Annotated in this window: 13 protein-coding genes; 6 read left to right on the forward strand and 7 right to left on the reverse strand. The window is 69.0% G+C overall.

What is annotated here, in order from left to right; genetic code table 11:
- Window positions 1–137: 137 nt before the first annotated feature.
- Entirely contained in the window at window positions 138–1,184 is a 1,047-nt protein-coding gene (locus AC1Q6V_RS11395; protein ID WP_439669365.1) for a LysR family transcriptional regulator, read from the forward strand.
- Here AC1Q6V_RS11395 and AC1Q6V_RS11400 read toward each other — a convergent pair.
- The gene (locus AC1Q6V_RS11400; protein ID WP_439669364.1) at window positions 1,174–2,553 is read right to left on the reverse strand and encodes a heavy metal sensor histidine kinase; all 1,380 of its coding nucleotides are present in this window, start codon (window positions 2,551–2,553) and stop codon (window positions 1,174–1,176) included. The two genes, AC1Q6V_RS11395 and AC1Q6V_RS11400, sit on opposite strands and share 11 nt — an antisense overlap.
- A complete protein-coding gene (locus AC1Q6V_RS11405) occupies window positions 2,550–3,245 on the reverse strand; it encodes a heavy metal response regulator transcription factor (RefSeq protein WP_010810950.1) in 696 nt (231 codons plus the stop codon). The genes AC1Q6V_RS11400 and AC1Q6V_RS11405 overlap by 4 nt, the downstream gene beginning before the upstream one ends.
- Before the next feature lie 165 nt (window positions 3,246–3,410).
- On the opposite strand from AC1Q6V_RS11405, the gene AC1Q6V_RS11410 reads away from it, so the two are divergent.
- Genes AC1Q6V_RS11410 through copD form a run of 4 tightly spaced genes read left to right on the forward strand, consistent with a single transcriptional unit; the run spans window position 3,411 to window position 7,635 of the window.
- On the forward strand, window positions 3,411–5,255 hold the full coding sequence (locus tag AC1Q6V_RS11410; RefSeq protein WP_454751054.1) for a copper resistance system multicopper oxidase: 1,845 nt from the start codon (window positions 3,411–3,413) through the stop codon (window positions 5,253–5,255).
- 26 nt (window positions 5,256–5,281) lie between these two features.
- A complete protein-coding gene (locus AC1Q6V_RS11415; protein ID WP_143010641.1) occupies window positions 5,282–6,280 on the forward strand; it encodes a copper resistance protein B in 999 nt (332 codons plus the stop codon).
- Between the two features lie 35 nt (window positions 6,281–6,315).
- The gene (gene copC, locus AC1Q6V_RS11420; RefSeq protein WP_010810953.1) at window positions 6,316–6,702 is read left to right on the forward strand and encodes a copper homeostasis periplasmic binding protein CopC; all 387 of its coding nucleotides are present in this window, start codon (window positions 6,316–6,318) and stop codon (window positions 6,700–6,702) included.
- The gene (gene copD, locus AC1Q6V_RS11425; protein ID WP_010810954.1) at window positions 6,703–7,635 is read left to right on the forward strand and encodes a copper homeostasis membrane protein CopD; all 933 of its coding nucleotides are present in this window, start codon (window positions 6,703–6,705) and stop codon (window positions 7,633–7,635) included. It begins immediately after the preceding gene.
- A gap of 12 nt (window positions 7,636–7,647) precedes the next feature.
- Here the strand turns inward: copD and AC1Q6V_RS11430 are convergent, their stop codons facing one another.
- The 3 genes from AC1Q6V_RS11430 to AC1Q6V_RS11440 form a co-directional block, all read right to left on the reverse strand.
- The gene (locus tag AC1Q6V_RS11430) at window positions 7,648–8,160 is read right to left on the reverse strand and encodes a DUF6644 family protein (protein WP_010810955.1); all 513 of its coding nucleotides are present in this window, start codon (window positions 8,158–8,160) and stop codon (window positions 7,648–7,650) included.
- Window positions 8,161–8,175: 15 nt separating this feature from the next.
- Window positions 8,176–8,547, reverse strand: coding sequence for a DUF6152 family protein (locus tag AC1Q6V_RS11435; protein WP_454751055.1), 372 nt, complete (start codon window positions 8,545–8,547; stop codon window positions 8,176–8,178).
- Between the two features lie 61 nt (window positions 8,548–8,608).
- Window positions 8,609–9,937 (reverse strand): tetratricopeptide repeat protein, encoded by a 1,329-nt coding sequence (locus tag AC1Q6V_RS11440; protein WP_454751056.1) that lies wholly within the window; start codon window positions 9,935–9,937, stop codon window positions 8,609–8,611.
- Between the two features lie 217 nt (window positions 9,938–10,154).
- Between AC1Q6V_RS11440 and AC1Q6V_RS11445 the strand changes: the two genes are divergently transcribed.
- Window positions 10,155–10,589: an FKBP-type peptidyl-prolyl cis-trans isomerase gene (locus AC1Q6V_RS11445; protein ID WP_010810958.1), complete on the forward strand. Its 435-nt coding sequence runs from the start codon at window positions 10,155–10,157 to the stop codon at window positions 10,587–10,589.
- Between the two features lie 9 nt (window positions 10,590–10,598).
- Here AC1Q6V_RS11445 and AC1Q6V_RS11450 read toward each other — a convergent pair whose 3' ends face one another.
- Both AC1Q6V_RS11450 and hpnN read right to left on the reverse strand, forming a co-directional pair.
- Window positions 10,599–11,393, reverse strand: coding sequence for an MlaA family lipoprotein (locus tag AC1Q6V_RS11450; protein WP_454751057.1), 795 nt, complete (start codon window positions 11,391–11,393; stop codon window positions 10,599–10,601).
- Between the two features lie 40 nt (window positions 11,394–11,433).
- Window positions 11,434–14,070, reverse strand: a complete 2,637-nt coding sequence (gene hpnN, locus AC1Q6V_RS11455) for a hopanoid transporter HpnN (protein ID WP_454751058.1) — start codon at window positions 14,068–14,070, stop codon at window positions 11,434–11,436.
- Window positions 14,071–14,109 lie beyond the last annotated feature (39 nt).

Consider the following 14,109-nt stretch of genomic DNA (forward strand, 5'->3'; position numbering starts at 1 on the left):
TCCTGGTGGGATCAGAACTGGATGCAAGCCTAGGAGCGACGGCAGCCCCGGAGCCTTAGTTGAAGAGATATTTATAGAAAAATTTAGATTTGCTTAAGTTATAGTGGCCGACACCGCTCCCTGTTGCAGGCAAGCACATGGCCAAGTCCGCTCCCATGCCCTCCGCGATTTCCCCGACCCGGCGCCGCGCGCGCGTGCCCGACCTGCACGCGCTACAGGTCTTTATGGCTGTCTGTGAATCCGGTTCCATGGCCCTTGCCGCACAAGGGCTCGGCGTCAGCCAAAGCGCGGTCAGCCAGATGATCCGCTCACTCGAAGTCGAATACGGGATCCAGCTGTTCGACAGGGAAGTGCGGCCTGCCAGGCCCACGCGCGCAGGGAACATCCTGCTGGAGATGGCGGACCGCCTGCTGGCCGAGGCCCGGCATGTGGATGAGGAGTTGCGCAAGCGCGTGCGGCTGGACCACGCCCAGATACGGCTCGGTTGTGTGGACTCCTTTGCAGCGACGTTGGGGCCGGCGTTGATTCGCGGGCTGTCAGGGTCTGCCAGGCAAATGCAGCTATGGTCTGGCCTGACCCCGGGCCTGAATGCCCAGCTGCTGGGCCGGGAGCTGGACCTGGCGATCTGCACCGAAGTGCCGGTAGCCGAAGCACGCATTGCCCAGCGACTTCTGTTTTCCGAAAGCTGGGTGGCCGTATTTCCCAAAGGCAGCCATGTACTGCCGTTGTCCAAGGCGCAAGACCTCGCCGACCGTGTCGGCGATCTGCCGCTGATCCGGTACACGCAGCGCTCGGTCATCGGCCAGCAAGTCGAGCGATACCTGCGCCACATCGGCGTGGAAGCGGCACGTCGATTCGAGTTCGATGCGACCGATCCGCTGCTGAGCCTGGTGGCTGCGGGACTTGGGTGGGCCGTCAGCACGCCCCTTTGCCTCTGGCAATCGCGGGTGTGGCTGGATCAGGTCGAGCTGGTGCCGATCCCGCCATCGCGGCTGGGCCAGCGCGATTTTTACCTGCTTTGCCGAATGGCGGAATGGTCCGACCTTGCCGAAGACATTGCCCGGATCACGCGGACGGTGCTCACGCGGGAGCTCGTCCCCGCGATACGCGCCATGCTGCCTGGGTTGCCGGCGGATGCGATCAGCGCTGGCACGGCGCAGTCTCCCTCACTCCCTACGCCCTGAACGTCAGGACAAAGCGCGTCCGCCCCCCCTCCGACTCCACTCCAATGCCCCCGCCATGCGCAGCCACAATCGCCTGCGTGATCGCCAGACCCAGCCCCAGCCCCGCACCATCGGACTCGGGCCGCGCCCGCGACTTGTCCGCGCGGAAGAACCGGTCAAACAGCGAGGGCAGCAGTTCAGGCCGGATGGTCTCGCCTTCGTTCTCGACGACCACCGTCACCCGTTCGGCAGCGGGCAAGATCTCCACCACAATGCCCTTGCCCGCCGGCGTATGCCGCAGCGCATTCGACAGCAGGTTGCTCAGCGCCCGCCGCAGCATCAGCCGGTCTCCGGTGATGCGGCCACTGCCGCGCACGGCCATGCGCACACCCTTGTCCTCAGCCAACGCATCGTAGAAATCGAACAGCGCAGCGACCTCATCAGCGACCTCGATCGGCTCGGCGTTCGGCAGGGTGATGCCGTGCTCCATCTTCGCCAGGTAGAGCATGTCCGACACCATGCGCGACAGCCGCTGCAGCTCTTCCACGTTGGATGCCAGCACGTCGCGGTACTTGTCCGCATCGCGCGGCTGCGACAGCACCACCTGGGTTTGCGTCATCAGGTTGGTGATCGGCGTGCGCAGCTCGTGCGCCAGGTCCGATGAGAACTCCGACAGGCGCGCGAAATCGCGCTGCAGGCGTTCCAGCATGGCGTTGAGCGTCGCGGCCAGGTCGGCCATTTCCACCGGCACGGCATCGACCGGCATGCGCTCGTCGAGCTTGTGCGCGGTGACGGTGCGCGCGCGCGAGGCCATGGTGCGCAATGGCGAGAGCCCGCGGCGCGCGGCCCACCAGCCCAGCAGCCCGCTCGCCAGCGCGGCCAGCGCGGCGTAGAAGGCCAGCGACTGGCGGAAGGCGTGCATGAAGTGGGCATGCAGTGCCGTGTCCATGCCGACCACGACCTGCAGCGGCCCCGGCTGTCCGGGCGGCACCTGCGCCAGCGCACGCATGCCGCGGTAGGTCTGGCCACCCTGTTCCCAGGTGAAGGCATGCCGCTGCGCCGGCAGTTGCGCGGCGGCGGCCAGGGCCATGCCGAAATCGAAGTCCTGCGTGGCATACAGGCGCTTGCCGTCCGCGGCGCGCACCTCGGCGACGAAGCCGGCATGGTGTTCCAGCACCGGGCCCAGGCGTTGCGCCAGCGACGCCGCCGGGCCTTCGGCCGCGATCTTCTGGATCAGCCGCACGTTGTCGCCCAGCACGGCGTAGTCCTCGTCGGCGAAATGATTGTCGATCGCCAGCCAGATCAGCACGCCCAGCCCCAGCAGCACCGCGGCCGACGACAGCGAGAACAGGATGGTGAGCCGTGCCGTCAGCGACATCCGGCCCTTCATTCAGCGTTCTCCGCTGCCTCGGGGGCTTCCAGCACATAGCCCATGCCGCGCACGGTCTGGATCAGCTTGGGCTCGAACTCATCGTCGATCTTCGCGCGCAGGCGCCGGATGGCGACGTCGATGACATTGCTGTCGCTGTCGAAGTTCATGTCCCACACCTGCGAGGCGATCAAGGAGCGCGGCAGCACTTCGCCGCGGCGGCGCGCCAGCAGTTCCAGCAAGGCGAACTCCTTGCTGGTCAGCGTGATGCGGCGCCCGGCGCGCGTGGCCCGGCGGCGGCCCAGGTCCAGCACCAGGTCGGCCACCTGGATGCGGTCCAGCGCCATCTGCGCCGTGCCCCGGCGCAGCAGCGTGCGCACCCGCGCGAGCAGCTCGGAAAAGGCGAAGGGCTTGACCAGGTAGTCGTCCGCACCCAGCTCCAGCCCCTTGACGCGGTCGGCCACGCTGTCGCGCGCGGTCAGGAACAGCACCGGCACGGCGATCTCCGCCGCGCGCAGCGCCTGCACGATGCGCCAGCCATCTACGTCCGGCAGCATCACGTCCAGGATGACCAGGTCATAGGGCTCGGTCATCGCCAGATGCTGGCCGTCCAGCCCGTTGGCCACCAGGTCGACGACAAAGCCCGCCTCGGTCAGCCCCTGGCGCAGGTATTCGCCGGTCTTGGACTCGTCCTCCACCACTAGCAGTTTCACAGCACTTTCCTTGATCGATCGGCCCTTTGGGCAGGGTCCGGCAACTCTACGCCGGCAACGCGGGCGCCAACATGACCGGAAGATTACCGCAATGTCATGTTCCGGTCAGACGTGCGTAGGGTGGCCTTGGCTACGCTTGGCATGCTTTCTACCAGGACTGATGACATGCGACGCCACCCCAGTACCGGCCTTGTGCTGCCCGATTTACCCCGCCGCCGCTTCGTGCAAGGGCTGGTTGCCGGCGGCGTGGTGGCCAGCCTTGCTGGCGTCGGCGGCAGCGCGTGGGCGCAGCATGCGGGCCAGCGCGCCGGGCAGGCTGCCCCGGCCGGCTCCGGCTCGGCGCCGGTCCTGCGCGGCACCGAGTTCGACCTGGTGATCGGCGAGTCGCTGGTCAACTTTACCGGCAAGCCGGCCATTGCCACCACCATCAACGGCATGCTGCCGGGCCCGACGCTGCGCTGGCGCGAGGGCGACACGGTCACCATCCGCGTGACCAACCGCCTGCGCGAGGCCACTTCGATCCACTGGCACGGCATCATCCTGCCGTTTGAGATGGACGGCGTGCCGGGCATCAGCTTTGCCGGCATCCCGCCCGGCGAGACCTTCACCTACCGCTTCAAGGTCGCGCAGACCGGCAGCTACTGGTACCACTCGCATTCGGGCTTCCAGGAAATGACCGGTGTGTACGGCGGCATCGTCATCGATCCGGCCACGGGCCAGGAAAGTGTGCGGGCCGACCGCGACCACACCGTGCTGCTGTCGGACTGGACCGACGAAGATCCGATGCGGGTGCTGACCAAGCTCAAGGTCCAGGGCGACTACTACAACTACAACCAGCCGACCGTGGTCGACTTCTTCCGCGACGTCTCGCGCGACGGGCTGAAGCAGGCGCTGGACAAGCGCAGCATGTGGAACCAGATGCGGATGAGCCCGACCGACCTGGCCGACCTGTCCAGCGCCACGCTCACGCACCTGGCCAACGGCGTCACGCCGGCCGGCAACTGGACTGGGCTGTTCCGGCGTGGCGAGACCGTGCGCCTGCGCTTTATCAACGGCTCGGGCAACACCTTCTATGACGTGCGCATCCCCGGGCTGAAGCTGCGGGTGGTGCAGGTCGACGGCCAGGATATCGAACCGGTCACGGTCGATGAATTCCGCTTCGGCCCCGGCGAGACCTGCGATGCGATTGTCGAACCGCGCGACGACGCTTACACGCTGTTCGCGCAATCGATGGACCGTACCGGCTATGCGCGCGGCACGCTGGCGGTCAGGGAAGGGCTGGCGGCGCCGGTGCCCGCGCTAGACCGGGCCGAATGGCTGACCATGACCGACATGATGGGCGCGATGACGGGCAACGGCGGGCATGGCGGTCATGCGGGACACGGCGGCATGCAGCACGGCGCCACGCCGATGCAGGGCATGGACCACGCCGGCATGGACCACAGCCAGCACGCCATGGCCGCCGCCGACCCGCTCAAGGTCCCCAGCAAGACCGCCCGCCACGCCCGCACCGAATACGGTCCGGGCACCGACATGCGCGTCGACATGGCCCGCACCAACCTGGACGATCCCGGCATCGGCCTGCGCAACAACGGCAGGCGCGTGCTGACCCTGGCCGACCAGCACACCATCGGCGGCGCCATGGATGCGCGCGGCCCCGGGCGCGAGGTCGAGCTGCACCTGACCGGCAATATGGAGCGCTACACCTGGTCCTTCGACGGCGTCGAGTTCGGCAAGTCGACGCCGATCCACTTCAAGCACGGCGAACGGCTGCGCGTGATCCTGCACAACGACACCATGATGACCCACCCCATGCACCTGCATGGCATGTGGAGCGAGCTGGAAACGCCGGACGGCAGCTTCCAGGCGCGGCGCCACACCATCCCGGTGCAGCCGGCGCAGCGCATCAGCTTCCTGGTCACCGCCGATGCGCTGGGACGCTGGGCCTGGCATTGCCACCTGATGCTGCATATGGATGCGGGCATGTTCCGCGAAGTGGTGGTGGCGTGATGGTTCAACCTGAATTCGCAATCTCCATGCACAGGCACAAGAAGACGATACTGGCCGTGGCGCTGGCCTTGACCGCAATCGGCGCAGCCCAGGCGCAGGACCCGCATGCCGGCCATGCGCACCAGCACGATGCCCCGGCCGCCATGCAGGGCATGGACCATGGGCAGATGCAGGGCATGGAGCAGGACGGGATCCAGACCATGGACGGTGGCGGTGCGCCGATGCCGGACACGCAGGGCATGGCCGCCCCTGCCATGGACCACGGCGACATGAAGATGCAGGGCGGCAGCGCGCCGCCCGACGCCCGCGATCCGCATGCCTATTCCGGCGGCTACCAGCTGGGCGTCGGCAAGTACGCGCTGGGCGACAAACGCCAGCTGGTGATGGCCGACGAGCACCTGTTCGCCTCGGTGCTGGTCGACCGCCTGGAGTGGGCCCACGCCAATGGCAGCAATGCCGCCGCCTATGAAGCGCAGGCGTGGTTCGGCAACAGCTACGACAAGCTGGTGCTCAAGGCCGAGGGCGAAGCGTCGAAGGGCAAGCTGCACGAGGCCCGCACCGAGCTGCTGTGGGGACACGCCGTGGCCAGCTACTGGGATACGCAACTGGGCCTGCGCAACGACACCGGCAGCGGGCGCCCGGCGCGCAACTGGCTGGCGTTCGGGGTGCAGGGGCTGGCGCCGTACTGGTTCGAGGTCGATGCCACTGCCTATGTCGGCACCAGCGGCCGCACCGCGCTGCGGCTGTCCGCCGAATACGAATTGCTGCTGACGCAGCGCCTGATCCTGCAACCAGTCATCGAAGCCAACCTCTATGGCAAGAACGACCCGGAGGTGGGCATCGGCAGCGGCTTGTCCAACGGCACCGTGGGGCTGCGGCTGCGCTATGAGTTCAGCCGGCAGTTCGCGCCGTATATCGGCGTGGAGCGCTACCAGACCTTCGGCAATACCGCCGACATGATCCGGACCTCTGGCGGCAAGGCGGGCGAAACGCGTTTCGTCGCCGGTGTCCGGGTCTGGTTCTGACACCACAACTTCATCATCCCCAAGCGGAGACAACCATGCATGCCAATCGCCCCCTGATCCAGACCCTGCTTGCCGCAACCGCCGCGCTGGCCAGCAGCATCGCCTTCGCGCACCCGAAGCTGGTGTCGTCCACGCCGGCGGACAAGGCCGAGGTGGCCGCGCCGCAGAAGATCGAACTGCAGTTCTCCGAGAGCCTGGTCACCCAGTTTTCCGGCGCCAACCTGGTGATGACCGGCATGCCGGGCATGGCTGACCATGCGCCGATGAAAATGGCCGTGAAAGTCTCCGGCAGCGACGACCCCAAGACCATGGTGATCACGCCCACGCAGCCGCTGCCGCCGGGCAGCTATCGGGTGGACTGGCGGGCGGTGTCGTCCGATACCCATCCCGTCAACGGCAAGATTGCCTTCACGGTGAAGTGATTGCAGCAGCCGGACTGGGTGGCCGCCGGGCTGCGCCTGGCGCTCTATTTCGACCTGGCCTTGCTGTTCGGGCTGCCGCTGTTCTGCACCTATGCGCTGCATCGGGGGGAACGGGCCTCACGCTTTGCAAAGCGTTGCCAGGCGCTTGCGCTGGGCTGCGCCATCGCCGGCATCGGGCTTTCGCTGGCTGCCCTTGTGGTGATGGCGCTGGCCATGACAGGGGAGTCCGACTACGCCGCGTTGCAGGCCCACGTCTTCGCCATGATCGTCACAGGGACGGATTTCGGGCTGGCGTGGTCGGTGCGCCTGGCGGCCCTGCTGCTGTTCGTGCTGGCCTGCGTGTCCTGGCGCAGGCGGCCGGGCGCGCGCTTCACTGCGCTGGCCGGGTTCGGCGGGATTGCGCTGGCGACGCTGGCCTGGGGCGGCCACGGCGCGATGCATGAGGGCGCCTTGCGCTATCTCCACCTGAGCGCCGACGTGGCGCACCTGCTGGCCGCCGGCGCCTGGGTCGGCGCGTTGGCCGCGTTCGTGCTGCTGTCGCTGGCGCGGCCGGTATCGGACCGGGCGGCGGTGGTGCTGCTGAGCCGCACCTCGAACGGGTTTGCCCGTATCGGCACCATCATTGTTGCCACGCTGCTGCTGACCGGCGCGCTCAACTACTGGTTCATCGTGGGCCCGGCGCTGCCGGATCTTGCGCCGATGTCCTATGGCGGGCTGCTTGTCGCAAAACTCGCGCTGTTCGTGGCGATGCTTGGCCTGGCTGCCGCGAACCGCTTCCGCCTGAGCCCGCGGCTGGCGTTGGCGGTGCAGGCCGGGGAGCATCGGGCGGCGACGCTGGCGTTGCGGCGCAGCCTGCTGCTGGAGGCGTGCGCCGCCGCGCTGGTGATGGCCCTGGTAGCCATGCTGGGGATGCTGTCTCCGGCGCCGCCGTGAGTCCCGCGGCCATCAGACATAAGCAATCAGACGCCCGGCGCAGATCACCAGCGACCACGTCACCATCGAGACAATGGCGCTGACGCGCGCGCCGGCCGGCGGCGCGACGCCGCTGTCCCAGCCCGGTTGCCCGGCATGCAGGCTGCGATAGGGACCGAAGTGGAACCACAGCACATTGGCCAGCGCCAGTGCGATCAGGCACAGCTTGGCCAGGAACGCGGGATTGGCGGCCAGCTCATCGGCATGGGCCAGGAACAGCAGCACGCCGCTGGCCGCGACCGCAATGAAGGCGCCGACGGTGAAGGGCAGCGCATGGCGCAACAGCAGGCTCACCGGCAGCCGCCGGCCGAGCCCGGCCAGGCGCATGTCGACCACGAAGATGGAGCCGAACAGCAGCGCCATGCCGGCCAGGTGGACGATCTCTACCGCGGGATAGGCCCAGGCCGAACTGCGCAGGGCCATCGGGAACGGCAGCCGCGCCAGCGCGCCGGCCCATTCCGTCCATTGCGCGAACAGCACCGACATGCGGCGCGCGCCCGCTCAGCGCAACTCGACGGTCTTGCCGTCCACGGTGATGCGCTCGGCGCGCAGCTCGTCGGCCTTTTCCTTGCTGGCGTAGCCGACCAGCGTGACCTCGCGCCCCACGGCCACCTTGTCGGCGGTGGCGCCGCGCGCCTCCATCCGCGACACGGGTGCCAGCACGGCCAGCCAGCGCTTGCCGCCGGCATCGATGCGGATATGCGCGTGGGGGTTCTCGTAGTGGCTCTCGACGATCTTGCCGGTCAGCGTCAGCGGCTTGGTCTCGTCGTAGGTGGACCAGCCGTGATGGGCAATGGCCGGCACGGCCGCCAGCGCCAGCGCGGCGCTGGCGGCAAAGAGGGCGAGGCGGAACAGGGCGCGGAAGCTGGGCATGGGTGGTCTCCGGTCAGGACAGGTGCAGTATAGGCGCCGATCCCGGCCGCGGCAGGGAGACTTATGCGCGGCACGAGTCGGCGCGCTGCACCAGCCGGTGCAGGCTAGGACTCATGGGCTTGAGCGCGGCGCGTTCGGCCGTGAGCGCGATCGCCAGGTTGCTGCGGCGGCCGCGCAGCGCCGCCTCGAGCAGGGTCAGGCTGACGATGTCGCGCTGTGCATGGCTGCCGCCGAAGCGGTGGGCGATCAGGCGCACCGGCATCAACAGGTCGATGGCGGTGCTGTAATCGCCCTGGTCGAACGCGATCAGGGCATCGGCCACCGGCAGCCCCACATCGCGCGACATCATGGCATTGGTGCCGTTGCCCAGGGCGGCGCGCTCCAGCGCGGCGCGGACCTGGTCGGCGGCAGCGGGCCGGTGCGCGCCCAGGCTGGCCATCACGGCATGGACATCGTTGAAGGCGTAGTAGCCGGCCGCGCCGCGGCCGAGCCAGTCGTCCGCCACCGGCTGCCAGCGCCGGCCCACGTCCACGCCGCGCAGGTGCAGCCGCCACAGCAGCGCGGAGGCATCCACCAGGTCCAGCGCGATCGCCGGCGCGGGGCGCTTGATATAGCGGTCGTACAGCGCCAGCACCTGGTCGGTCCTGCCCGCTTCCAGCTGGAACAATGCCAGGTGCCACCAGTTGTGCACGGCCAGCATATTGTCGTCGGACCAGTCGTCGCGGCGCCCGTCCAGCCAGGCGATACCGTCGTCCAGCCGGCCCTGCATCTCCATCACGTGCGCCACCGCGTGCACGGCCCACGGGTCGCGCGGATTGAGCTCGAGCGCGCGCCGGCCGCTTTCCTCGGCGCGCTCGTAGAGCTGGGTTTCTTCCAGGCCGAAGGCATGCATGCCGAGCAGGTAGCCGTAGCCCGGCATGCCGGCATCCCAGTGCGGCAGCGCCTGCGCCACGCGGTCGCGCAGCATCGATGACTGCCCCAGCAGGAAGTCGCCGAGATGCGCGGTCTGGATCGCCAGCAGGTCGCGTGGATAGTCGATCACGATATCGCCGTAGAGCCGGACCGAGCGCTCGAACTCGCCGTCCAGCCAGGCCCGTGCCGCGGCGATGTGGCGGCGCTCGCGGTCGTTGGCGCGGGCGTGCCGGGCTTCGCCGGCTTCGACGCTCTGGCGCAGCATGGGCTCGGCCGTGCCGTCGCCAGAGGTGACCATCAGCGCGGCGCGCAGCGCGTGGCCCATGGCGAAGTCGGGGTCGGCGGCCAGCGCCGTGTCGATGGCGGCGAGCGGGTCGCCGTAGTAGCCGTTCAGCAGTTGCAGGGCGGTCTCATACTGCTCGACCGAGCGGGCGTTCTGGGTCGAGACCGGAAGGTCCCGTGAATCCGTGAGTGCCATGGCAATCTCCGTGCGCCCGCGGCAGCGGGGCTGTCACGAACCATCGTAGACGGCAAAACGCCCCGTGTAACGGATGCGGCGGGGTGCGCCGCACCATGCCTGCCGCAAGGCGCACGGCCGGGGTGCGTTGTGCGCTATATGCCGCTGCCGCCATATCGTTGCCGTGTGTCGGTTAAACTGCCGCATCCCCAATCACGACCTCACGACCAGGTTTCCCATGAAAACACTTGCGCTTTTCCTCGGCACCCTGACCTTGGCCTGCGCCGCCTCCGCTGCCGCCCCGGCCGCCTCGGCCCCGGCCGCACCCGCTGCGGCGCCGCAGACGCTGGCGTCGGGCATGACCATCCAGCACCTGATCAAGGGCAATGGCGCCTCGCCCAAGGCCACCGACTCGGTGCAGGTCCACTACCGCGGCACGCTGGCCGACGGCACCGAGTTTGACAGCTCGTACAAGCGCGGCCAGCCGATCTCGTTCCCGCTCAACCGCGTGATCCCGTGCTGGACCGAAGGGGTGCAGGCGATGCAGGTGGGCGGCAAGGCCAAGCTGACCTGCCCGCCGGCCACGGCCTACGGCGCGCGCGGCGTGCCGGGCACGATTCCGCCGAACGCCACGCTTACCTTCGAGGTGGTGCTGCTGGGGATCGGCGGCTAAGACCCCGCGTCAGCGCGGCGCCTGCGGCTGCGCGGGCGCAGGCGTGCCCGCCGGCGCCTCCGCGGCGGGTGCTGCGGCCGTGCTGTCGTCGTCGTCTTCGTCGTAGTCCGGCAGCGACGTGTTCTCTCCCAGCAGGTAGCGGCGCCGCTGCAGGTAGGCATCGCGCACAAAGGCGTACTTGTCCAGCGCCGCCAGCTTCAGCAGGTCGGTGGCGCCCAGCAGGTTGGTGCGCACGTCCACCACGTTCATCCCGAACAGCGAATTGCGCACCGCCGGCTCGGCATAGGTGGTCGGGTCGAACTGGAAATTCACATACAGGCCCACGCCGTCGCGGAATGAGCTGGGGCCGAACAGCGGCAGCACCAGGTAGGGTCCGGACGGCACGCCCCACGTGCCCAGCGTCAGGCCGAAATCCTGCGAATGCTTCTGCAGCCCGGCGGGCGTGGCGATGTCGATCAGTCCGCCGATACCCAGCACGGAATTGATCGCGACCCGCATGAAGCTCTCCGCTGCCTCAACGCCCTTGCCCTGCAGCAGGTTGTTGGCAAAGTTGCCGATGTCCGCGATGTTCGAATAGAAATTGGTGACCGCGGTGCGCACCGGCTCCGGCGTGACCGCCTTGTAGCCCTTGGCCACCGGCACGGCCACGTACTGGTCGAGCTTGTCGTTGACGGTGAAGACCGCGCGGTTCATCGGCTCGAGCGGATCGTCGGGACTGGCTTGTGGGCCGGTGGCGCAGCCGGCGAGCAGGGCGGCGGCAATGGCGGTGGTGGCAACGGATGTAGCGCGCTGGCGTAAAGGCATTGTACGAAGGGGGTCGGGGTCGGCCGCATCGGGTTTGTGATTATGACCGGGCGGCCTTGTCATGTTTGTGATGGGCGCCTTCGCGCGGGCGGCCCATCAGGATCGGCTGGAAGAACACCGCGCCGACCAGCGTGCACGCCAGTGCCAGCGCCAGCAGCTTGCCCATGCTGGCGGTGCCGGGATGCTGCGACAGCCACAGGCTGCCGAAAGCGGTGGCGGTGGTGGCCGCGCTGTACAGCACGGCGTGCGTCAGGCTGGACTGCAGCAGCTGGGTCTTGCCGTGCCGCCAGGCAATCACGTAGTAGATCTTGAACGCGACGCCCACGCCCAGCAGCAGCGGCAGCGCGATCACGTTGGCAAAGTTCAGCGCAATGCCGAACAGCACGCACAATTCCAGCGTGACGATGGCCGAAACCAGCAGCGGTATCAGCGTGCGCAGCACATCGCCGAAGCGGCGCAGCGTGATCCATAGCAGGATGGTGATCGACACCACCGCCCAGATGCCGGCCTGCGCAAAGGCGGCCATGATGGTATCGGCCGAGCCGCGGATCGCGATCGGCCCGCCGGTGGCGGTCGGCTCCACGCGCTGCACCGCGGTGATGAAGCGGTCCAGCGCGGCCTCGCGCTGTGCGCTGGCGGGCGGCGGCAGCTTCGGGCTGACGTTGACCAGCGCGCGCCCGTCCGGCGTGATCCAGTCGCGCACCAGTTCGGGCGGCAGCGTCTGCTCGCTGACGGGTTGCGGGCCCAGCGCCAGCTTCAGCCGTGCCAGCGCCAGCTGCAGCGGCACGGCGATGGCGCGCTCGGCGCGGTCGCGCGTGGCGGCGTCGGCGGCCGCCAGCTGCTTCAGCGTGGCGGACAGGTGCGCGGCTTCGGCCGCGCCCGGACCGGGATGCTCGTCGGCGGCGATGGCCAGCTGCCGCGCGGCATTGCGCAGCGCACTGACGCGCGCGCTGTCGGTGGCGGGCGTGGCGGTGGGCTGCGTCAGCGCCGGCATCAGCGCGGCCGAGGCCTGGCCGATGGCCTGCAGCTTGGGCGGCTGGTCTGCGGGGATGAAAGTCTGCAGCGTGACCGCGCGCGCCACCTCGGGCAGCGCCGCCAGCTTGCCGGCCAGATCGCGCGCGGCCGGCAGCGAAGGCGCCAGCACGCTGACATCGTCGGTGCCGGCCTGCGGCGCGTCCTTGAGCGCCAGCAGCGTGGCCATCGATTCGGACCTGGGGTCCTTCAGGTGCAGCGGGTCGAAGTCAAAGCGCAGGTGCGGCAGCAGCGGCGCGCCTGCCAGGATCGCGAGCAGGGTGACCAGCAGCACCGGCTTGCGATAGCGGTCGAAGAACCGGTCCGCGGGCGCCAGCCACGCGAAGCCCGGCGCCTCGGGCTCGCCGCCGGGCTTGAGCACGCAGATCAGCGCCGGCAGCAGCGTGAAGGTGGTGGCGAATGCCACCATCATGCCCACGCCGGCGATCAGCCCCAGCTCGGCCACGCCGCGGTAGTCGGTGGGCAGGAAGCAGAAGAACGCCGCCGCCGTGGCCGCGGCCGCCAGCGCCAGCGGAGCGCCCACCGCGCGCGCGGCCAGCCCCAGCGCTTCGACGATATGGTCGCGGTCATGGCGCTCGGCGCGGTAGCGCACGCCGAACTGGATGCCGAAGTCCACCCCCAGCCCGACGAACAGCACCGCGAACGCCACCGAGATCATGTTCAGCGCGCCAACCATGGCCAGCCCCAGCGCGGCGGTGAGGAGCAGCCCGGCAAACAGGCTGGCCAGCACCGCAACGATCAGCCGCGCCGAGCGCAAGGCCAGCCACAGGATCAGCACCACCACCAGCACCGTCAGCACGCCGTTGAGCACGGCGCCGTCGCTGACCGAGGCGAATTCATCGTCGGCCAGCGCCTGCGGGCCGGTCAGCCGCACCGTGGCCTGGTAGCGCTGCGCCAGCTGCAGCTCGGCCGCCGCCTGCCGGATCGCGCGCGAGGCGGCGGCCCCGGCCTGCAGGTCGCTGTAGTCCAGCACGGGGCTGAGCGCGATGTAGCTGTAGACCTGGCCATCGGGCCCGGGCTTGAGGCTGTCGTCGAGCAGCCCTGCCCAGGACAGCGCGACGGGCTTGCCGGCCAGCACCTGGTCTAGTGTGCGTGCACTGCTGCCCAGCAGCCTGGCCATGTCGCCCAGCTTTACCTGCCCCATCTGCAGCGGCAGCGCCAGCGTGGTGGCGAGGAGATCGGACAGGCCGCGCAGGGTCGGGTCATGCGCGAGCGCGTTGACGAGCGGGCGCGCCTGCATCAGCTGTTGCGTGAGCTGGCGCACTTCATCGGTGTTGGCGAACAGCAATCCGTTGCGCGCGAAGAACGCACCGCCGCCGGGCTGGCTGACCGCGGTGAAGCGTGCCGGCTGGCGGCGCAGCGCCTCGGCCAGCGCGTCGGCGGCGGCATCGGCCAGCTCGGTCGCGGGCGCCTGCACCACCGCCAGGATCAACTGGTTGCGCTGGGGAAAGGCGTCGCCGATGGCGGCATCGCGCACCGCCCAGGGGGCGTCGGATTCCAGCAGGCGGCCGATGTCGGTGTTGATCGCAAAGTTGCGGGCCACGTAGACGCCGCTGACGGCGGTCAGCAATGCCGCCAGGATGATGACGCGCCACGGCCAGGCAGTGGCAAGCCGGACAATGCGTGTCAGCAGCGAAGTCAGCATGGGCGGATCCGGAAGGAGCACGAACCGCGAGTATATCGG

This window comes from Cupriavidus sp. GW823-FHT07B10, from assembly GCF_058794355.1.

Bases quoted from the DNA above. Each gene is read 5' to 3' on its own strand.
- AC1Q6V_RS11400 (WP_439669364.1), bottom strand. From the start codon at position 2,553: ATGAAGGGCCGGATGTCGCTGACGGCACGGCTCACCATCCTGTTCTCG.
- AC1Q6V_RS11410 (WP_454751054.1), top strand. From the start codon at position 3,411: ATGCGACGCCACCCCAGTACCGGCCTTGTGCTGCCCGATTTACCCCGC.
- copC (WP_010810953.1), top strand. From the start codon at position 6,316: ATGCATGCCAATCGCCCCCTGATCCAGACCCTGCTTGCCGCAACCGCC.
- AC1Q6V_RS11450 (WP_454751057.1), bottom strand. From the start codon at position 11,393: ATGCCTTTACGCCAGCGCGCTACATCCGTTGCCACCACCGCCATTGCC.
- AC1Q6V_RS11430 (WP_010810955.1), bottom strand. From the start codon at position 8,160: ATGTCGGTGCTGTTCGCGCAATGGACGGAATGGGCCGGCGCGCTGGCG.
- AC1Q6V_RS11435 (WP_454751055.1), bottom strand. From the start codon at position 8,547: ATGCCCAGCTTCCGCGCCCTGTTCCGCCTCGCCCTCTTTGCCGCCAGC.
- AC1Q6V_RS11395 (WP_439669365.1), top strand. From the start codon at position 138: ATGGCCAAGTCCGCTCCCATGCCCTCCGCGATTTCCCCGACCCGGCGC.
- AC1Q6V_RS11415 (WP_143010641.1), top strand. From the start codon at position 5,282: ATGCACAGGCACAAGAAGACGATACTGGCCGTGGCGCTGGCCTTGACC.
- AC1Q6V_RS11445 (WP_010810958.1), top strand. From the start codon at position 10,155: ATGAAAACACTTGCGCTTTTCCTCGGCACCCTGACCTTGGCCTGCGCC.
- hpnN (WP_454751058.1), bottom strand. From the start codon at position 14,070: ATGCTGACTTCGCTGCTGACACGCATTGTCCGGCTTGCCACTGCCTGG.
- AC1Q6V_RS11440 (WP_454751056.1), bottom strand. From the start codon at position 9,937: ATGGCACTCACGGATTCACGGGACCTTCCGGTCTCGACCCAGAACGCC.